This window comes from Pseudomonas sp. H2_D02 (assembly GCF_054677635.1).
Map to the genome: position 1 here is coordinate 152,305 of NZ_CP162816.1, position 19,480 is coordinate 171,784.

The following is a 19,480-nucleotide window of genomic DNA, read 5'->3' on the forward strand; positions in this document are numbered from 1 at the left end:
ATCAACCCATGGAGGGTTTTGTCATGAAAAGGTACAGGCCAGTCACCGGCACCGATTGCACTATCGCTTCGTTATTGATCGACACAGAAGCCCCCCTGGACGTCTTGCACGAAACCGCGGCCGACCGCATTCGCGCCGCCACTCAGTTTCTTGAAAACCTGGCATTCGAAGGAGGTGCCTATAGCGAATTGGCTCGTGTGCTGGTGGTTTCATTGCGCGAAGGTTGCGATTTGCTGGATGTCGTCGGTCGACGTCTGCAGACGCAGGCGACTTGAAAAGAAAAGGCGCCTTACGGCGCCCTTCGAAACATCAACTCCTAACTCATAACTTCCTCTGATCCCTTTTCCTCGCCTCATTGATTACAGCCTCTGCGAATGCAGGTAATAAACCTCCGCCAACCTAAGCGCAGGCAAAAAGTCCTCCGCCGTCGGCCCCCCCTCCCGCACGATGATCATGAAACGTTTCTGTAGCGTATTAATGATCTCATCGCCATTGCTCAAGCGACTGCCGACCAGCGCAATGTCGCTGTTGTTTTTCCCGGCGCCGGTGATTATCCGTGCGGTGCTGCCATCGGCGTACACCACCTCATCGCCTTTCTGCGCGGCGCGTACTTTCCAGCCATTGTCCAAGGTGAACGTCAACGACGATGACACTTGCTGGATCGTTCCGCCGTCACGCGTCTGGCTGCCCTCGGTGGCCACTCGGTAGATGGCGATTGGCGGATGAGCTTCGACAAAGGCTTTTTGTCGACTCACGAATGCCGCGACGTCTTCGCCATAGCCCTCCAGTTGCCGGGGCTCCAAGTACAGGTCATCCAGATGACGAAGAGACTCTTGGGAGATTTCGTTGGTGTAAGGGGCATCCAAAGACGAGTGCATTTCCAGGGACCTTATTCATGGGCTTCAGCTGCGTTCCTTTGCGCCGGGAATGAGCGCTGAGCCGGACGATTTTCGGAATGATGAATAAGACGTTGCAGCGCTGGTGGATGGCAATCCCAACGGCGTGGTATCTGGAACGAATAGGAAGTGTCCTAACTAGAAATGCGCGTTTTCCTACAGTCGAAAGGAGCTTGGCGCAACGCCCGTCCTCCCGCCGTTCTTCTGTCCTCAATCGAAGCAGCACCTTTTGCCTGTTGTCGGAACTGTCAACTCTGACAGTAGCGAAAGTGCTCGGGGTAGCTTCAGGCTCCCAGGCGTCGACGTTCGATCAAACCGTTCGACCTTATGAGCTGTGATTCGCAGTCCATAAAATTAACTTGGCTCCAAACATGGATGAAAAATTGATAAAAACAATCGCCTGGTCCGGCCGCGCAGCCATATCGTCCAAACACGCAACGGCGTCTTCGGCGGAACCAAACAGCGTCGTTGTCGACGGTGCGACATTTACCCATGGCTATGTGTCCGTGAACGGTATTCGCCTCCACTACCTCATGGGCGGTGATGGTGAACGCCCTGTTTTGCTGGTGCATGGGTTTCCGGGCAGTTGGCGGAGCTGGGAGCCATTGATGGGCGCATTGGTGCATGCCGGTTTTACCCCCCTCGTTCCTGATTATCGCGGCGCTGGCGAAACGGATATTTCAGTTGGTGGCTACGACAAAAAAAGCATGGCCCATGATCTGCACGAACTTGCCACCCTCTTGAACATCAAGCAGGTCGATATCATTGGTCATGACATGGGTTTGATCATTGCCTACGCCTACGGGGCGCTTTATCCGGATGAAACCGGGCACATCGTATTAATGGATGGGTTTATTCCGGGCATTCCTGGATGGGAATCTGCCTATAACGGGGATCCCGCAGCCGGCATTGCCAGCAAATGGCATTTTCGCTTCTTTGGCAAAACGGCCATTGGCATGATCAAAGGGCACGAAAAAACCTACCTGGATATGTTTTTTGATGACTTTGTATTCGAGGGCAACGATAAAGTGCCCGATGAAGTGCGACAGGCACTGGTAGACGACTACTCCCGGCCCGGCCGCATGGAAGCGGCATTCAAGCTTTATGCAGCCTGGGTAGAAAATGACGCGAATGACAACCTGGAGTTTGCCAAGAATAAACTGACGATTCCGCTGCTCACCATCGGCGGGGACCATTCAAGAGGAAAAACCCTGGCCGAGCAGGCCCTGCACATCGCAACGCAACCGCACCCATTGACATTGATCAATATCGGCCATTGGGTACTGGAGGAACAAACGCAGGCGACACGTGACGCAATCCTGGCATTTCTGATGATAAAAAATGACGGGTAATAGGTTTTCACAGGGTCTGATGGCGGGACATGAACAAAGAAGGGCGTCCCTTTGGGCGCCCTTCTTAATCAAATCTGCTGGTCGTTTTTCATGTTGCCTAATTAGGTACTGGCATGCAGTTTCAGCCCCAACGCTTTAACAACTTTCAAAATAGTACCGAACTCAGGGTTTCCTTCCCCTGACAAGGCGCGATAAAGGTTTTCCCGAGAGAGGCCCGCGTCACGGGCCACCTGGGTCATCCCACGAGCTCGTGCAATGGTCCCTAGGGCTTTAGCAATGAATGCGGGGTCATCTCCTGCCTCGTCCATGCATGCATCCAAATAGTTCGCCATGTCCTCTTCGGTCTTGAGGTACTCGGCAGAGTCCCAGCGAGTGAATTGTTCGGTCATGGGTTTTGCTCCTGCCAGGATTTTGCGATCAGCCTGGCTTGCTTGATATCACGTGCTTGACTGCTTTTGTCACCACCACACAGAAGGATGATCAATTGTCGGCCTTGCTGCATGAAATAAATTCGATAGCCCGGACCGTAATCGATACGGGCCTCACTCAACCCTTCTCCTAAAGCTTTGACGTCACCCAGATTCCCATCGGCCATACGATCGACTCGAACCTGAATACGCATCCTGGCACGGCTATCAGCCAGCTTCGAGAGCCAGCCGGAAAAGGTAGAGCTTCGAATGATCTCCGTCATGTCGCGCAGTGTAGCCCCTACGCTACACCCGCTCAAGTTTGGGTCACGTCATCCGTCTTCAACAGCCTTGGGAAGCGCAGGTAACGCCTTGATCACCATCGGTCAACAACGCCACAAACGCTGCCGCCATCGGCGAACGCTGATCCTTGCGCTGTACCAGCCACACCGCCGATACCGCCGCCGGGTCGAGCAGCGGTCGATAGACCACCCCATCGATACGCATGCGCTGATAAGACGCCGGCAACACCGAGACGCCCAGCCCCGCCGCGACCAAGCCAATGATGGTCATGGCTTCGCCGGCTTCCTGGGCGAAATGCGGGCTGAAGCCGGCGTCGCGGGCCAGGTTCAGGAGTTGCGCGTAGAGGCCGCTGCCGTAGCTTCGCGGAAAGAACACGAACGGCTCCTGGGCCAGCGCGGCAAGGAACAGACCGTCTTCATTGCCTTGGGCCAGGGGATGCTTGGCACTGAGCACCGCCACCAACGGTTCGCGACTGAGCTCGATTTGCGTCAAGGTGTCGGGCAACGGCAACGGGCGCATGATGCCCACCTCAATCACTTCGTCCATCAACGCGTCGGCCACTTGGGTGCTGCTCATTTCCCGCAGGTTCAGGTGCACGGCGGGGAAGCGTTGGCGAAAGGTAAAAATCGCTTGGGGGATAGTGGAGTTGAAAGGCGCCGAGGAGGTAAAGCCGATCTTCAGCTCGCCCAGTTCCCCCAACTGAGCACGGCGGGCCACATCGGCGGCCTTGTCGACCTGGGCCAATACCCGCCGCGCCTCTTCCAGGAAAAGCCGCCCGGCCTCACTCAGTTCGACCCGACGATTGGTGCGATCGAACAGCCGTGCGCCAATCTCTTGCTCCAGCGCCTGTATCTGCTGGCTCAAAGGCGGCTGGGAAATGCCCAGGGCGAGTGCGGCGCGGCCGAAGTGCAGTTCTTCGGCGACGGCGATGAAGTAGCGCAGATGCCGCAGTTCCATGGAAACCCCAGTAGGTCGTTCAACGTCTTAAATAGGTCGAACAATATATTGGATAGAATCATTAGCCGGCTATATGCTTTTTTCATTGCCTGCCTGGCCGTGCTCCTCCGAGGTCCACCGTGAAAACTGCTGTCGCCCCACTCGCCCATGAAATCCCTCCCCGTGCGCAGGATGATGTCGTCGCCGAATTGAAGGACATCTACATCGAGAAGGGCACGCCGATGTTCATGCGCACGGTGCTGGCGCTGTTCTGCGGAGGTTTTGCGACATTTGCCCTGCTCTATTGCGTGCAACCGATGATGCCGTTGTTGTCCCAGGAATTCTCCATCAACGCGGCGCAAAGCAGCCTGATCCTGTCGGTGGCGACCGGCCTGCTCGCCGTCGGCTTGTTGATCACCGGTCCGATTTCCGACCGCATCGGCCGCAAATCGGTAATGGTCGCGGCGCTGTTCGCTGCGTCGGTGTGCACGATTGCCAGCGCGATGATGCCGACCTGGCACGGCGTGTTGCTGTTGCGCGCCTTGGTCGGGCTGTCGTTGAGCGGTTTGGCGGCGGTCGCGATGACGTATCTGAGCGAAGAAATCCATCCCAAGCACATTGGCCTCGCGATGGGGCTGTATATCGCCGGCAACGCCATCGGCGGCATGAGCGGGCGCCTGATCACCGGGGTGTTGATCGACTTTGTCAGCTGGCACACCGCGATGCTGGTGATAGGCGGCCTGTCGCTGATCGCGGCAGCGGTGTTCTGGCGGATCCTCCCTGAGTCGCGCAATTTTCGTCCCCGGTCGCTGCACCCGCGTAGCCTGATGGACGGGTTCATCATGCATTTTCGCGACGCCGGGTTGCCGCTGCTGTTTCTCGAAGCCTTCGTGCTGATGGGCGCGTTCGTGACGCTGTTCAATTACATCGGCTACCGCCTGCTGGCCGAGCCTTATCATCTGGATCAAGCCTTCGTCGGCTTGCTGTCGGTGGTTTACCTGTCGGGGATCTACAGCTCAGCGAAAGTCGGCGCACTGGCGGATAAACTCGGTCGCCGCAAAATGCTCTGGGCGACCATCGCACTCATGTTGACCGGCCTTGTGCTGACCATGGCCACGCCGCTGTGGCTGGTCATCCTGGGCATGCTGGTCTTCACCTTCGGTTTCTTCGGCGCCCACTCGGTCGCCAGCAGCTGGATCGGCCGCCGCGCGCTCACGGCCAAGGGGCAAGCTTCGTCACTTTATCTGTTCAGCTACTACGCCGGCTCCAGTGTTGCGGGCACGGCGGGCGGCGTGGCCTGGCACCTGGGCGGCTGGAACGGCGTCGGCCTGTTCATCGGCGGTTTGCTGGTGATCGCGTTGTGGGTGGCGGTGAAGCTGGCGAAACTGCCGTTGTTGCCGGGGAATGTGCGGGCTTAGCTATCGCTATCCACATCAGGGACAAAGTAAACACTTTGTGGCGAGGGGATTTATCCCCGCTGGGTTGCGAAGCAACCCCAAAACCAGACACCGCGGTGCCACAGATGAACCGTGCAAACCGGTTTACGACTGCTGCGCAGCCGAGCGGGGATAAATCCCCTCGCCACAAGAGCCCATACGCCTGGTCGGTCACTGCCGAAAAACCACCTGTGCATGCAACCTTCCATTCTCCACTTCAAGGGTCAGCGAGCGCAGCCCCGCGCCCTCTCGTTCCTGTTGATCCAGCCAACGAAGCAAAGCGTGGGCATCCCCACTGACGACAAGTCGCAACGAATCGCCATCGACGTCCATTTGCGCCATGTCCAGCCCCGCCGCTGTCGCACTTTCATTGATGCGCACCGACAACGGCCGCGCGGCGGCAATCGTGTCCCGGTTAGGTTCGGCATGCTGGATCAGGGCGCTCAATTCAGCTTGTTGGCGGTGCTGTCGTTCGGCAACCTCCAGCCGTTGCCGGGTCGGTTGCCAAATCGCGATGTAGGCCAGCGCCACTGATAACAATCCGGCAAGCCCAAGCAACAGCCACTGTTCACGGCGCGATAGTGTTCCCCAGGCCTGTTGCAGGCCTCGCCATCCATTGAAGTTCATCAACCGTTCTCCAGCGTGAGAATGGCCTGCACGCGATTGTTCTGTTTGCTGGCGCCGTCCAGGGTGACTGGCAATCCGTTTTGCTCTCCGCGTTCACGCAGTTGTTCCAGTTCGACGAAACTGTTCACGGTCAGTTGGATTTTCCAACCTTCGCCTTCACGGAAGTCGATGCGCTGCACCTCGACGTTGCTGGCCCCAATGACCTGCTCCGCCAGACGCGCCAGACGCGCCACCTGGGTGTCCTGGCTATGCACACGACGACTCTGCATTGCCTGGAACTGCGCGGCCAGGTCGACGATCCGCTCCTGCCCGGGATACAGCGACCTGAATTGCTGTTCGCTTTGGGCATACAAACGCCGTGCTTCAGTATCAAGAAAGCGTATGCGGGCTTCGCTGAAGACCCAGGTGAGTAGCAAAAGGCCGAGCGCAACCGCCGAAGCCCCCCGCCATGGCAGCGGTCGGCGCCGAGCGACGGAATTCACCCTGCAACAAGTCAATGGGACGGCCTCGCGCGTTCAGCAGCCATTCATCGATGCCCGGGCAATCGCGCTCCTCGTCCAGCCAGTGGATGTCCTCCGGCAGGCCGGGCTTGATGACTGCCAAGGCCCGTGCCGACAACGAGGCCCGCGCCGACAATCCTCCGCCCAACAGCCAACGCCCGAACCAGCGCACGCCGAATGCCTGGTCGCCGGCGGGCAGGTCGGCATCAACCTGCACCGTCCGCGTATCGATGCCCTGGCCGGCGAGCAGCGCCAGCAGCGCCTGGAACCGCGCCCGCTGCGTCACCATCATCGGATAGCGGTGCTGACGATCACGCGGGCCGATGCTGATGTGCAGCGCCTCCAGGTTTTCGCTCAGTTGTTCTTCGATGGCGAAGGCCAGGGCCTGGTGTCGAGGTTGACGTCGAGACGGCCACGGATCGCTGCGCAACCAGCTGCACATTTCCATCGGCAACAGCACGTCGACGAGCCGTCCGTCCAACTCGCCGGCCGCCTCGTGCAAAGGCAGGCGACGGCGTTCGCCGGCTGGCGACCAGACGCAGCACGGCCAGTTGGCGCTGGGCGCGTCCAGGCCTTCGGCTGTCAGGTAAAGCCAGGTTTTCATCAAGGAAGCTCGCTAGGGCTGAAGGGGAGGAAACGACGCTGGCGAACCGTCCAGCGTCCGCTCAGAGGGTCGCGCTCGATATCCGAGGCCAGCCGCAGACGGCTGCCGGCCTGGACCACGCTCACGGTGATCCGGAACCAGCGACTGCCCACCCCCAGCCCATGGCTGTTGAGGCCGAGCCCGGACACCAACGGATCGTGGGTGAACGCCTGCACGCTGGCGTATGGCGCATGGCGACGCTGGTTGACCAATGCCTCGGCTGGCCCGGTTTCCATGCCATTCAAGGTCATCAACACCAGCGGCGGGGCCGTATTGATGTTCAGTCGTGCGTCCTTGGGCAGCAACACCACCCAGGGTTCCAGACGTCGCAGCGTCTGACCATCGATGTCCGGTAACAGGCGCAGTTGGCTCAACTCCTGTACCGGCCCGACCTGGGGCAACGTCAACGGCGGCAGATCCAACAAGGCGAGCAAGCGGGTCCAGCGGCCGAGGCTGACCTGATCGATTTGCCCCAGCGCCAGCAGCCCGTTGAGATTCAGGCGCCCGGACAAATCCTCGATACGGATGTGCAGCTCGGCGCCGTCCACTTCCAGGAGAGACCCGGGCAGGGCCCAATCCTGGCTCAAGTCAACGGACCCGGACGAGGTGATCCCACTGCTTTCCAACACCTCCCGCGCCCAGGCTTCCCCCGCCAGACCCAATTGACGCAACTGGACCTGTTGCAGTTGTTGCGCGCTGCTGTGCAATAACAGGCGATGGCTGCGCAACAGGCCGCCGACCAGCAGCAACGCCAGGCTCAGCACCAGCAGCACGCTGATCAGCGCCACCCCTCGTTGGCGCTTCATGGCAGCGCCTCCGGCAACAGCAGCACGCGACGGATCTGTTCAAAACGCCCCGCCGAGACGATCAATTCCAGCGCCAGCGGCGTGCTGCCACCTGGGGTTTCTGGGCGCCAGCCCCGTTGCCGGTCGAATACGCGCCAGCTCAAGCTGCGGACGTCGTCGAGCAATTTCTGCCGCTGCACAAGCACCGTTCCTTCGCCGACACTCTCGCGCCACAACGCGCTGTCCTTGAGCTGATAGCTCACCGTTTGCCGCTCGCTGCGTAGCTGGTCCAGTGGGTTGCGCCAATGGCTGCGCCGCAGTTGCAACTGCCCAGGGGCGAGCACGACCGAGCCGACCACTGCCTGCCATGCATCCCGTTCGATCACCCCCACCGCACGCTGCAACGCCCGGATGTCACGTTCATGCTGAGTGACCGCCTGCTGGGTCCGTACGACGCCATCGAACAGCCGCCAACTGACCAGGCCGAGCAAGGCAAAAATGCCGATGGCGATGACCAGTTCCAACAAGGTGAAGCCCGATTGCTTATTCATGCTGGCGACGGATCCATCCAGTAATGCGGTGCGCGACGGTCGTGCTGTCGGCACGGCTGACCTGGATCTCGACCTGCAGCAGTCGTCCATCACGGGCCGGGGAGGTACGTAGCTGCAAAACCCAGTCGCGGCGATCCAGATGTCGGTTTAGTCGCTGTTGCCCTGGCGGAGTGACGGCTGCCAGGCGCAGTTCGCTCATCTGATTGTCGGCCAGCCAGGCGCCGAACAAGCGGTCTTCGAGCCCGGCGCTTTGCTTGAGCACGAACTGGCTGGCCGAGAGCACGGCCGCCGCCAGCGTCGCGAAAATCGCCAGGGCGATCATCACCTCCAACAGCGTGAAACCCTGGCAGCCGACTGCGTGCCTGCGAGCACTACTCATCGATCAGCGGCTCCGCCAGGCCATCGCTCGAGACCCGGGCAACCGTCTGCCCAGCGACTTTGATGAGCAACCTGAACGGACTGATCTCATCACTGCTGAGCATCAACAATTGCGCCGGACCTTGAGCGTCATCAAGGCGCAGGACATGACCGTCCAGCTCCATCCCAAGCGCCAGCCCCTCGGGCAAGCGATGCAATGCCGACACCGCCGCCCAGCCCTGGGCTTCGAGGCGCAGCGCCTGATAACCGCCAGGCTGCACGCGCACGCCGTATTCCTGCCCGTCCAGCACCGCCCGCTCACGCAACTGCTGCACCACCGCGACGAAGTCCCGGGCCTGCTGCCGGGCCTCCCGCGCCGGGCTAGAGCCCGTGGCGAAGCGGACCATGCCTGCCAGGACGCCGATCAAGACGATGACGACCATCAGTTCCAGCAAGGTAAAGCCTCGGCAATGACGTCCCATGTTCAGTCGGCCCAATTGCCGATGTCGGCCGCCATGCCTTCACCGCCCGACACACCATCGGCGCCCAGTGAATACAGGTCATAGCTGCCATCAAGGGACTTACGTCCCGGATTGAGATACTGGTAGGGCGTGCCCCAGGGATCGACCGGCAGGCTTTTCAGATAGCCCTGGGGGTTCCAGTTCTTCGCCGCGGGGGTGCCGGACGGGCGCTTGCTCAACGCCGCCAGGCCTTGTTGGGTCGAGGGGTACTGAAAGTTATCGAGGCGGTACATTTCCAGCGCAGTGGCAATCGCCTGGATGTCAGTCCGCGCAGCGGTGACCTTGGCCTGGTCGGGACGGCTCATGAACTGCGGCACCACGATGGCGCCCAGGACGCCGATGATGACCACCACCACCATGATTTCAATCAGGGTGAAGCCGCTTTGGGAGCGTGCAGGTCGGTTGCTTTGGAATTTCATCAGTCAATTCACCAATTGGTTGAGGCTCAGGATCGGTAGAAGGATGGCCATGACGATCAGCAGCACGACGCCGCCCATCAGTACCAACATGGCCGGTTCGAAAAGGCTAACCACCAGCGCGATGCGCGCCGCGAGGCTGGCCTCCTGTTGTTCGGCGGCCCGGGCGAGCATGTTGTCGAGTTCGCCGGCCCGTTCGCCGCTGGCGATCATGTGCAGCATCAGCGGCGGGATATCTCCGCCCTGCTCCAGGCCACGGGTCAGGGTCCCACCCTCGCGGACCGAACGGGCCACGTCGGCCATGCGCGCGCGAATCGTCAGGTTGCCGATCACCTGCGCGGCAATGTGCAAGGCATCCACCAGCGGCACCGCGCTTTTGCTCAGGATCGCCAAGGTGCTGGCGAATCGGGCCGCCTCCATTGCTCGCAGCACCTCGCTCAGCACCGGGAGGCGCAGCATCAAACGGTGCCAGTGCAGGCGCCACCTCGGTTGGCGCAGACTCCAGCGCCACAGTCCGAGCAACCCGGCCAACACGACGAACATCAGCAGGCCATGGCGGCGCAATCCGTCGCTCACAGCGATCAGCGCCTGGGTCAGCCAGGGCAACGGCTGACCGCTGTCGATGAAAATCTTGACGACGTCCGGCACCACGTAGCCCAGCAGGAAAGCGACAATCGCAACGCAGGCCAGCATCAGGATCAGCGGATACACCAACGCCAGTTGAATGCGTTGGCGCGATGCCTGGCGCGCCTGGGTGTAGCTCGCCAGTTGTTCCAACACCTGCCCCAGGTGACCGGATTGTTCGCCCGCCGCGACCGTGGAACAGAACAGTTCAGGGAACGCCTGGGGAAAGGCGCGCAGTGCCGTCGCCAGCGCGTGGCCTTCCATCACCCGGCTGCGCACCGCCGCCAACAAGTGAGCGACGCGCCGCTTCTGGCTCTGTTGCGCCACCGCCCCAAGGGATTCTTCAAGAGGCAGGCCAGCCTGGATCAAGGTGGACAACTGCAGCGTCAGCAAAGCCAGGTCCGCCGGGCTCAAGCGCCCCTCGGCATGCCGCCCGCCCGAGGTGCGCTGCGCCTTGGCCTCGACCAGCTCGCTGGGCAACAAGCCGCGCTCGCGCAGCAACTGGCGCGCGTGGCGGGCGCTGTCGGCTTCCACGCGGCCCTTGCAGCGTCGGCCCTGGGCGTCTTCGGCGCGATATTCGAAGGTCGGCATGGCGCTAATCCTCCTGGGTGATGCGTAGCAGTTCATCGACGCTGGTCAGGCCTTGCAGCACCCGCTCGCGGCCGTCCTGAAACAGGCTGCGGGAAGTCTTGCGCGCCGCGGCGGCCAGCGCCTGCTCGGTGGCGCCCTGATGAATGAGTTGCGACAGCACGGCGCTGACATTGACCAGTTCATAGATGCCGAAGCGCCCGCGATAGCCTTTTTGGCACTGCTCGCAGCCCTGGGCCTTGAACAACCGGGGCGCGGCATTGGCTTCGAGGCCCAGGCGCCGACATGTTGCGGCATCCGCCACATAAGGCGTCTTGCAGGACGGGCACAGACTGCGCAGCAAGCGCTGGGCAACAATGCCGGCCAGTGACGACGCCAGCAGGTACGCATCCACGCCCATGTCCACCAGCCGCGTGACCGCGCCGACGGCGGTGTTGGTGTGCAGCGTCGAGAGCACCAGGTGCCCGGTCAGCGACGCCTGGACGGCGATTTCGGCGGTCTCGCGGTCGCGTATTTCGCCGACCATGACCACGTCCGGGTCCTGGCGCAAAATGGCGCGCAAACCCCGAGCGAAGGTCATGTCGACTTTCGGGTTGACCGGCATCTGGCCAATGCCCGGCAAGTGATATTCGATGGGGTCTTCGACAGTGAGAATGTTGCGGCTCTGGTCGTTGATGCCGCTCAGCGCCGCGTACAACGTGGTGGTTTTCCCTGACCCCGTGGGCCCGGTGACCAACACGATGCCATGGGGTTTGCCGAGCAACTGGCGCAGGCTGGCGAAGGTGTCGTCGGGCAAGCCCAGGCGTTGCAGATCAAGGCGCCCGGCCTGCTTGTCGAGCAGGCGCAACACCACGCGCTCGCCATGGGCCGAAGGCAGGGTCGAAACCCTCACATCGACTTCATGGCCTGCCAGTCGCAACGCCATTCGCCCATCCTGGGGCACGCGTTTTTCGGCGATGTCCAAACGCGCCATGACCTTGATCCGCGACACCAGCAGGTTCGCCAGCTCCCGGCGCGGACGCAACATTTCCTGCAACTGGCCGTCGATGCGCATGCGCACCGACAGGTATTGCTCGAAGGTTTCCAGGTGCACATCCGAGGCGTGTTCGCGGACCGCCTCGCTGAGCAGCGCATTGATCAGGCGGATGATCGGCGCGTCGCCCTGCTGCTCCAGCAGGTCGGTGGTCTGCGGCATCTGGTCGGCCAGGCTGAGCAGGTCCAGTTCCTCGTCCAGACCTTGGGCCACCTGCTCGGCGGCGCTCTGGCCCTGGCGATAGGCGCTGGCCAAACGTGCGGCGAATTGTGCCGGTTCCAGAACCTGGATAGGTAAGTCCCGCCCGCACAGGCGCCGCACTTCAGCCAGGGCAGTCAGCGGCGTATCGTGGCGCATGACCAAGCTCAAGTTCGGCCCAGCGCCTTCCAGCAGCACGCCCAGGCGCCTGGCGAAACCGAAGGGCAACGGGGCCTGTGAATCAGTCACAAGGCACCCGAGGGCTGTTGAGCCGAATCGGCCGCCTCTGTGGATGTCTCGAACAACCGGCGAGCGTCGCGGGGTAATAACAGTGAATTGTTTTTTCGCGAGCCAGGCTTGCTCAGCTCCCGGAGCGTGTCATAGCGCTGGCGGCTGACCTCGGCGAGGTCTTCGTTGCGGCGCACGATGGTTGGGCGCAGGAACACCATCAGGTTGCTCTTCGTCTGGGTGTCACGGGTCCAGCGAAACAGCGCGCCCAGGTACGGGATACTGCGCAGCAACGGCACGCCGCTTTGCTGGGTGCGGACACTGTCGCGGATCAGGCCACCGATCACGATGATCTCGCCGTCGTCCGCAAGGATCGTGCTTTTCAAGGCACGCTTGTTGGTGATCAGGTCAGAAGAGTCCACACCGGAGACGGACGGCGCGATGTCCGAAACCTCCTGCTGGACTTCAAGGCGCAAGGTCGAGCCTTCGTTGATGTAGGGCTTGACCTTGAGACTGATGCCGACGTCCTTGCGCTCCACGGTGGTGAACGGATTGTCCGCGCCGTTGCCGCTGGTGGCGTAGGAGCCGGTCTTGAACGGCACGTTCTGGCCCACGATGATTTCCGCTTCCTGGTTATCCAGGGTCAGCAGGCTGGGAGTGGACAGCAGGTTGCTGCGGGTATTGCTCGCCAGCGCCGAGATCAGCGCACTGAAGCGGTCGCCGCCCAGCCGCAGGATCGCACCTTCCGGTCCTTTATCCAGCTCACTGAGGTTCAGGTTGCCGATGATCGGGATGTCGGTTCCCGGAAAGTTGATAAACCCGGTCACGCTGCCTCTGTCGAGGCCCCACTGCACACCCAAGGCTTCGGTTATGTCACCGGAAACCTCTACGATGGCCGCGTGGATAAGCACTTGGGCCCGGGGCTGGTCCAGCTCACGGACGATGTTTTCGATAGTGCGGACCTGGGCCGGCTCGGCGATCAGCACCAGGGCATTCTGGCTTTCGTCGGCCTTGATCATGAAGGGGCTGGCGGCGGCAGCATCCCGCAGGCCGGCCGGCGCCGGTGTGGTTCTCTTACCCTGGCCGACACCTTCCAATACTTCAGCCAATTGCTTGGCATCGCTGTGGCGCAGGCGGATGACTCGTGCGTTGTCTTGGGACGGGGCAGCCGGGACATCCAACGTCCGGGCCAGATCGACGAGGCGCTGGCGCACTGTCGGGGCGCCGATGATCACCAGGCGATTGCTGCGAGCATCAGCGATCACGACGCCTGCGGTATCACCTTCACGCTTGCCGCCGGACGCTTCCATAAGTGGCGCGATATCCCCGGCCTGGGCATGCCGTAGCCGCACCACCACATGACTGCGATTACGCCCCGAGTCCAATTGCCGGACCACGTCGGCGATACGCTGGGCATTGGCGGCGGTGTCGGTGACCACCAAGGCGTTGGACGATACCGAAGGGCCGACGTAGCCATTGGCCGACACCAGGGGGCGGACCAAGCCGGCGACGTCGGCGGCGATGCTCGATTGCAGGTCGATGACCCGGGTAACGAATTGCGACGGCGTAGCACGCTGTGCATCAGCGATGCCGGCCCGCGTCTTGGCCTCGCTCACCGGCAGGATCAGGATCCGTTCGCCTTCGTCGATCACGGTGAAGTTATGCGCATCGAGTACCGAATAGAACAACCGACGCACGCCCTCGCGGTCCAGTGCTTCACGGGACATGACGGTGATGCGGCCTGAAACCCTAGGATCAAGCACAACGGTCTTGCCCAGGATCGCTGAGAATTCCTCGACCACATCGCGCAGTTCCGCGTTGTTCATCGCCAGTTGCCATCGAGTCTGTTCGGCGCGTGGTGAACTGGAGAACGCCAGCGGGCAACACACGGCAAGACAGAACAGGACGCGCCAAACACGGTCCCGGATAAAGCAGTTCATGAATTCGATCACTCTGGTTGCCCGGCCACCGGGCGTAGGTATTGCGAGGAATGAAGCGCAGCATGATGCGAGTCGTCGAGACTCAACTGGCGCAGCAAAGGCTTGGCCGGCTGTTGCAGGGCCAATCGCTCTTCGCGCCCGTTGCGCCACAACGTCACATGGCCGGCCTCGACCCGGCGCAACACGCTGCCACCGGGCAAGCGCTCGCCCAACTGGTAGATGCGCGAACCACCGGCGTGCACCAGCAAAGCCCGCGACAGCCCTTGGTCGGCGACAAAACTGGCTTGCAAGGTAATCGGCTCTGAACTGGGTACCTGGGACCCTTGTGGTACAAGGCCCAGCACGGTCGCCACCGCTTGCACGTTGGGCGGTTCGCGAGCCGGCGCCACCATCGAGTCGACCAGCACTGGCACGTCACGGACAGAAGCCTGGCGAAAACGCCACTCTTGCCCGGCCAGGAGCGCCCCATACGACAGCAAGGCAAGCATCGAGACAATCTTCGGCAAATGGTCATTGGTCAGCATCGCTGCCTCCTCGTCAGAGGGCTCCAGGTTATCCAGGCGAATAACCTGGAGCCGTGCCTGTCAGGATTTACAACTTGTCCCAGGCGCTCTGCCACGAGGCTCCGACACCCGGTTCGAAACCGTTCGCCGTCGGGCTGTACTGCTTGCAATAGCCGGACGCGGGGAACGGCTTGCATGCAAAGACTTCGTCAGTCTTGGGTTGCAGCACTTTCGTGCCGGCGGTGTAGTCGCTGATGCCTTCAGGGAACACGAAGTCGTACTCGATGCCTGCGCCTTCTCCGGTCAGGGTCACCGACCGGGTATGTTGGCGAGTGGTGCGACCGTCTTCAGTGGTCCCAAGCAGCGTCAGGGTGTGGGCGCCGGGGGCGCTGCGCACGTCCAGGTTGAGGCCGGTGCTGCCTGCCCCCACGGTCTGGCTTACGATGCCAACCTGTTTGTTCTTCGCGTCGAACAGTGTGGCTTCGAGGTTCATCCTGCGGTTGGTCTGCGCAGTGAACGCCATGCTGGCCCTACCTTTGTCCAGTACATACTCAGGTTGCAGAGAAGAAATCTCCATGCTGGCGCTCGGCGTCTTCCTGCATGTCCAGTTGCACTTCGTAGCGTTTCACAGCGCTTTCTTTCTGGGCATACAGCCGGTTGGTCCCCTTGACCGGGTTGATACCGCCCGCATCGTCACGGATACCAGCCCGGATCAGGGTGTGGGCGTTGTTGATGGCTTCGGCCAGCTTGAACGACCAATTCTCGGGCTTGCCCTCTTCAGCGTTTTCGATACTGACTTCTACGCTGTATCCGGCACTTTCGCCGGTCGCGGAAAATGCCCGCGCCTTGACCTTGTCACCCGCCAACAGTGGGGTCGACGGGGCAATGCTGCCAACCGGCTGCCAACCCCCCGGCAAGGCGGCCTCAGCAAGGATGTTCACATCCGCCGGATCGTAAAAGGCATTATCAGTGTCGCCCACGGTCCAGACGGCCAGAATGACGTGATGACCCGACTTGCTATCGGGAATCACGCAGTTGTGCTTGGCACCACTGACCGGAAGTTGATTACCGCCATCCACCGAACAGAACGGCGCGGTGTCGAAAGAGGCGCGCTTGAGCGGTTCGTTTGGGTTCCAGCCGTCCCGGGTGATGAAATATTCATGCTTGGTTGCCGGGTGCGCCGCGGAATACCGCCATTGAAAGGCAATGTTGCGGTCGGCGATTTCCGTCAGTTGCCAGCGCGTGGCGGACTGCGCATCGAGGGCGGAGAACAGGGCATGACCGCCACTGGCGATTTTACCGTCGGCAGGACCTTGCAACGGAGCGCCGCCCATACCATTGGGAAAACCCTTGAAAGTTTCGCCGGCACTTTGAGGTTCGTACTGCGCACCGCCACAATTCTTGTTGTCGCCTTTCTGGCAGAGCAATGCACGTGAAGGCGGTACTTCAAGGTAACCGTGGGCTGATACGCCTTGGGACACAACCATGGCCGACAACAGAACTAATGACGAGGTACATCCCGTCAAAACACTTCGCTTTGCAAAATTGCTATTCATATAAGCTCCAGACTAACCATAAAAGAAAAGAGGCATTACCCCCGACAGGCATGCTGGATCGTCCAGCGCCCGTCCTTTCAAGCGTCGAAACCTTATATAAAACTTAACGTTTTCTATGTAGGACATGTCTCTCTACATAGAAGGAATGGTCGCTAAGTACATTAATCCTACAAGAACAAAATTAACGTCCTACACAAGCAAACAAAAACCGACTTATAAAAAAGCACCCTAAGTTAAATAACGGGCCAGTTCTGCGCAGAACATCAAAAAAACGAACAAAAAAAAGCCTGTCCGGCACGAACCCGGACAGGCTTTGACGACTGGCGCTAATCAGGAATGATAGGGCGCCGACAACTCATGCACCGCCCGCAGGAAGGCACCGGCGTGTTCCGGATCGACTTCCGGGGTGATGCCATGGCCGAGGTTGAACACATGGCCGGTGCCCTTGCCGTAACTGGCCAGGATACGCCCGACTTCAGCACGGATCGCTTCAGGCTTGGCGTAGAGCACCGTTGGGTCCATGTTGCCTTGCAACGCAACCTTGTGACCGACGCGCTCGCGAGCGTTGCCGATGTCGCAGGTCCAGTCCAGGCCCAGGGCGTCGGCACCGGCATCGGCAATGCTTTCCAGCCACAGCCCACCGTTCTTGGTAAACAGGATCACCGGCACTTTACGACCTTCGTGTTCGCGGATCAGGCCGCTGACGATCTTGCGCATGTAGGCCAGGGAGAATTCCTGGTAGGCCGCCGCCGACAGGTTGCCGCCCCAGGTATCAAAGATCTGCACCGCTTGCGCACCGGCCATGATCTGGCCGTTGAGGTAGGACGTGACCGACTGCGCCAGCTTGTCCAGCAGCAGGTGCATGGCTTGTGGGTTGTCGTAGAGCATCGCCTTGGTCTTGCGGAAGTCCTTTGAGGAGCCGCCTTCGACCATGTAAGTCGCGAGTGTCCACGGGCTGCCGGAAAAACCGATCAACGGAACACGACCGTTCAATTCACGGCGAATGGTGCTGACCGCGTCCATGACATAGCCCAGGTCCTTTTGCGGATCGGGAATCGGCAGCGCTTCGATGTCGGCCAGGGTGCTGATCACTTTCTTGAAGCGCGGGCCTTCGCCGGTCTCGAAGTACAGGCCTTGGCCCATGGCGTCTGGAATGGTGAGGATGTCGGAGAACAGGATCGCCGCGTCCAGTTGAGGATAGCGGTCCAGCGGCTGCATCGTGACTTCGCAGGCGAACTGCGGGTTCATGCACAGGCTCATGAAGTCACCGGCCTTGGCGCGGCTGGCGCGGTATTCCGGCAGATAGCGACCGGCCTGGCGCATCATCCACACGGGGGTGACGTCCACGGGTTGCTTGAGCAGGGCGCGAAGGAAACGGTCGTTCTTCAGGGCAGTCATGTCGGCATCCGGAAAAAAGTGCGGGCATTTTCTCAGAGCGCGACGCAAAAGGCACGGCAAGAGCCGTGCCTTTTATCTATCGGGGCAATTTGTCGCGGTGCAACACAGTCTTCTAACACCACAAAACAACTGTGGGAGCGAGCTTGCTCGCGATGGCGGCATGTCAGCCAATACATCTGGCGACTGATCTACCGCTATCGCGAGCAAGCTCGCTCCCACAGGATTGGTGTCGTTCGGTCAGACTTGCAAGTAATCCAGGATCCCTTCCGCCGCATTGCGGCCTTCGAAGATCGCTGTCACCACCAGGTCGGAACCCCGGACCATGTCGCCGCCGGCGAAGATCTTCGGGTTGCTGGTCTGGTGCTTGTACTGGCCTTGTTCCGGGGCGACGACGCGGCCCTGGCTGTCAGTCTGGATGCTGAACTGCTCGAACCACGGCGCCGGGCTCGGACGGAAGCCGAAGGCGATGACCACGGCGTCGGCCGGGATAATCTCTTCGGAGCCCGGGATCGGCTCAGGGCTGCGACGACCGCGGGCGTCCGGCTCGCCGAGACGGGTCTCGACCACCTTCACGCCTTCGACCTTGTCTTCACCGACGATGGCGATCGGCTGGCGGTTGTAGAGGAACTTCACGCCCTCTTCCTTGGCGTTCTTCACCTCTTTGCGCGAGCCTGGCATGTTCGCTTCGTCACGACGGTAGGCGCAGGTCACCGACTTGGCGCCCTGGCGAATCGACGTGCGGTTGCAGTCCATCGCCGTGTCGCCACCGCCGAGTACTACGACCTTCTTGCCTTTCATGTCGACGAAATCTTCCGGCGACTTTTCAAAGCCCAGGTTGCGGTTGACGTTGGCGATCAGGAAGTCCAGCGCGTCGTAGACGCCCGGCAGGTCCTCGCCGGCAAAGCCGCCCTTCATGTAGGTGTAGGTGCCCATGCCCATGAAGACCGCATCGTACTCTTCGAGCAGTTGCTCCATGGTCACGTCCCTGCCCACCTCGGTGTTCAGGCGGAACTCGATGCCCATGCCGGTGAAGACTTCGCGACGATTGCTCAGCACGGTCTTTTCCAGCTTGAACTCGGGGATGCCGAACGTCAGCAGGCCACCGATTTCCGGGTTCTTGTCGAACACCACCGGAGTGACGCCACCACGCACCAGCACATCGGCACAACCGAGGCCCGCCGGGCCCGCGCCAATGATCGCCACGCGCTTGCCGGTCGGCTTGACCTTGGACATGTCCGGGCGCCAGCCCATGGCGAACGCGGTGTCGGTGATGTACTTCTCCACCGAACCGATGGTCACCGCACCGAAACCGTCGTTGAGGGTGCAAGCACCTTCACACAGGCGATCCTGCGGACACACCCGGCCGCAGACTTCCGGCAGGGTGTTGGTCTGGTGGGACAGCTCGGCGGCCTGGAGGATGTTGCCCTCGGCCACCAGCTTCAGCCAGTTGGGAATGAAGTTGTGCACCGGGCACTTCCATTCGCAATACGGGTTACCGCAACCCAGGCAGCGGTGGGCCTGGTCGGCCGACTGCTGGGGTTTGAAAGGCTCGTAGATTTCCACGAACTCTTTCTTGCGTTGACGCAACAGTTTCTTCTTCGGATCCTTGCGCCCGACATCGATGAACTGGAAGTCGTTATTCAGACGTTCAGCCATTGTTAAAACCTCATCAAACTCTTCAG

General features: G+C 61.0%; 19 protein-coding genes and 2 pseudogenes. 3 read left to right on the forward strand and 18 right to left on the reverse strand.

Going from position 1 to position 19,480, the window contains the following annotated elements; genetic code table 11:
- Window positions 1–23: 23 nt before the first annotated feature.
- Window positions 24–275, forward strand: a complete 252-nt coding sequence (locus AB4N42_RS00680) for a hypothetical protein (protein WP_030140975.1) — start codon at window positions 24–26, stop codon at window positions 273–275.
- An 84-nt stretch (window positions 276–359) separates the two neighbouring features.
- On the opposite strand, the gene AB4N42_RS00685 is transcribed toward AB4N42_RS00680, so the two are convergent.
- Complete coding sequence (locus AB4N42_RS00685) at window positions 360–878, reverse strand: hypothetical protein (RefSeq protein ID WP_217861079.1); 519 nt, start codon at window positions 876–878, stop codon at window positions 360–362.
- 389 nt (window positions 879–1,267) lie between these two features.
- Here AB4N42_RS00685 and AB4N42_RS00690 point away from each other — a divergent pair, with 389 nt between their 5' ends.
- The gene (locus tag AB4N42_RS00690; protein WP_431146469.1) at window positions 1,268–2,248 is read left to right on the forward strand and encodes an alpha/beta fold hydrolase; all 981 of its coding nucleotides are present in this window, start codon (window positions 1,268–1,270) and stop codon (window positions 2,246–2,248) included.
- 101 nt (window positions 2,249–2,349) lie between these two features.
- On the opposite strand, the gene AB4N42_RS00695 is transcribed toward AB4N42_RS00690, so the two are convergent.
- Genes AB4N42_RS00695 through AB4N42_RS00705 form a run of 3 tightly spaced genes read right to left on the reverse strand, consistent with a single transcriptional unit; the run spans window position 2,350 to window position 3,915 of the window.
- Window positions 2,350–2,637 carry an addiction module antidote protein gene (locus AB4N42_RS00695; protein WP_030140978.1) on the reverse strand — a complete coding sequence of 96 codons (288 nt, stop codon included), beginning with the start codon at window positions 2,635–2,637 and terminating at the stop codon, window positions 2,350–2,352.
- On the reverse strand, window positions 2,634–2,939 hold the full coding sequence (locus tag AB4N42_RS00700) for a type II toxin-antitoxin system RelE/ParE family toxin (RefSeq protein WP_030140979.1): 306 nt from the start codon (window positions 2,937–2,939) through the stop codon (window positions 2,634–2,636). The genes AB4N42_RS00695 and AB4N42_RS00700 overlap by 4 nt, the downstream gene beginning before the upstream one ends.
- A gap of 58 nt (window positions 2,940–2,997) precedes the next feature.
- The gene (locus AB4N42_RS00705; RefSeq protein ID WP_460115732.1) at window positions 2,998–3,915 is read right to left on the reverse strand and encodes a LysR family transcriptional regulator; all 918 of its coding nucleotides are present in this window, start codon (window positions 3,913–3,915) and stop codon (window positions 2,998–3,000) included.
- Between the two features lie 152 nt (window positions 3,916–4,067).
- Between AB4N42_RS00705 and AB4N42_RS00710 the strand changes: the two genes are divergently transcribed.
- Window positions 4,068–5,312, forward strand: a complete 1,245-nt coding sequence (locus tag AB4N42_RS00710; protein WP_460116362.1) for an MFS transporter — start codon at window positions 4,068–4,070, stop codon at window positions 5,310–5,312.
- Window positions 5,313–5,501: 189 nt separating this feature from the next.
- Here AB4N42_RS00710 and gspM read toward each other — a convergent pair whose 3' ends face one another.
- From gspM to AB4N42_RS00780, 14 genes and pseudogenes are all read right to left on the reverse strand, one after another.
- On the reverse strand, window positions 5,502–5,957 hold the full coding sequence (gene gspM / locus AB4N42_RS00715) for a type II secretion system protein GspM (RefSeq protein ID WP_323155267.1): 456 nt from the start codon (window positions 5,955–5,957) through the stop codon (window positions 5,502–5,504).
- A pseudogene (gene gspL, locus AB4N42_RS00720) lies at window positions 5,957–7,061 on the reverse strand (type II secretion system protein GspL). Before gspL ends, gspM begins: the two are co-directional and overlap by 1 nt.
- The gene (locus tag AB4N42_RS00725) at window positions 7,061–7,906 is read right to left on the reverse strand and encodes a type II secretion system protein GspK (protein ID WP_323155269.1); all 846 of its coding nucleotides are present in this window, start codon (window positions 7,904–7,906) and stop codon (window positions 7,061–7,063) included. The pseudogene gspL and the gene AB4N42_RS00725 overlap by 1 nt, the downstream one beginning before the upstream one ends.
- A complete protein-coding gene (locus AB4N42_RS00730; protein WP_323155270.1) occupies window positions 7,903–8,436 on the reverse strand; it encodes a type II secretion system protein GspJ in 534 nt (177 codons plus the stop codon). The genes AB4N42_RS00725 and AB4N42_RS00730 overlap by 4 nt, the downstream gene beginning before the upstream one ends.
- Window positions 8,429–8,815 (reverse strand): type II secretion system minor pseudopilin GspI, encoded by a 387-nt coding sequence (gspI, locus tag AB4N42_RS00735; protein WP_323155271.1) that lies wholly within the window; start codon window positions 8,813–8,815, stop codon window positions 8,429–8,431. Before gspI ends, AB4N42_RS00730 begins: the two co-directional genes overlap by 8 nt.
- On the reverse strand, window positions 8,808–9,275 hold the full coding sequence (gspH, locus tag AB4N42_RS00740) for a type II secretion system minor pseudopilin GspH (RefSeq protein ID WP_323155272.1): 468 nt from the start codon (window positions 9,273–9,275) through the stop codon (window positions 8,808–8,810). Before gspH ends, gspI begins: the two co-directional genes overlap by 8 nt.
- A gap of 2 nt (window positions 9,276–9,277) precedes the next feature.
- Window positions 9,278–9,733, reverse strand: a complete 456-nt coding sequence (gspG, locus tag AB4N42_RS00745) for a type II secretion system major pseudopilin GspG (RefSeq protein ID WP_323155273.1) — start codon at window positions 9,731–9,733, stop codon at window positions 9,278–9,280.
- A 3-nt stretch (window positions 9,734–9,736) separates the two neighbouring features.
- Complete coding sequence (gspF, locus tag AB4N42_RS00750; protein ID WP_407684316.1) at window positions 9,737–10,945, reverse strand: type II secretion system inner membrane protein GspF; 1,209 nt, start codon at window positions 10,943–10,945, stop codon at window positions 9,737–9,739.
- A gap of 4 nt (window positions 10,946–10,949) precedes the next feature.
- A complete protein-coding gene (gene gspE / locus AB4N42_RS00755) occupies window positions 10,950–12,422 on the reverse strand; it encodes a type II secretion system ATPase GspE (protein WP_460115735.1) in 1,473 nt (490 codons plus the stop codon).
- On the reverse strand, window positions 12,419–14,341 hold the full coding sequence (gene gspD / locus AB4N42_RS00760) for a type II secretion system secretin GspD (RefSeq protein WP_407684317.1): 1,923 nt from the start codon (window positions 14,339–14,341) through the stop codon (window positions 12,419–12,421). The genes gspE and gspD overlap by 4 nt, the downstream gene beginning before the upstream one ends.
- Before the next feature lie 8 nt (window positions 14,342–14,349).
- Window positions 14,350–14,865: a type II secretion system protein N gene (locus AB4N42_RS00765; protein WP_460115736.1), complete on the reverse strand. Its 516-nt coding sequence runs from the start codon at window positions 14,863–14,865 to the stop codon at window positions 14,350–14,352.
- Between the two features lie 67 nt (window positions 14,866–14,932).
- Window positions 14,933–16,400: pseudogene (gene gbpA, locus AB4N42_RS00770) on the reverse strand (N-acetylglucosamine-binding protein GbpA).
- A gap of 330 nt (window positions 16,401–16,730) precedes the next feature.
- On the reverse strand, window positions 16,731–17,798 hold the full coding sequence (gene hemE, locus AB4N42_RS00775; protein ID WP_460115737.1) for a uroporphyrinogen decarboxylase: 1,068 nt from the start codon (window positions 17,796–17,798) through the stop codon (window positions 16,731–16,733).
- Between the two features lie 237 nt (window positions 17,799–18,035).
- Window positions 18,036–19,454, reverse strand: a complete 1,419-nt coding sequence (locus tag AB4N42_RS00780) for an FAD-dependent oxidoreductase (RefSeq protein WP_024779900.1) — start codon at window positions 19,452–19,454, stop codon at window positions 18,036–18,038.
- Window positions 19,455–19,480 lie beyond the last annotated feature (26 nt).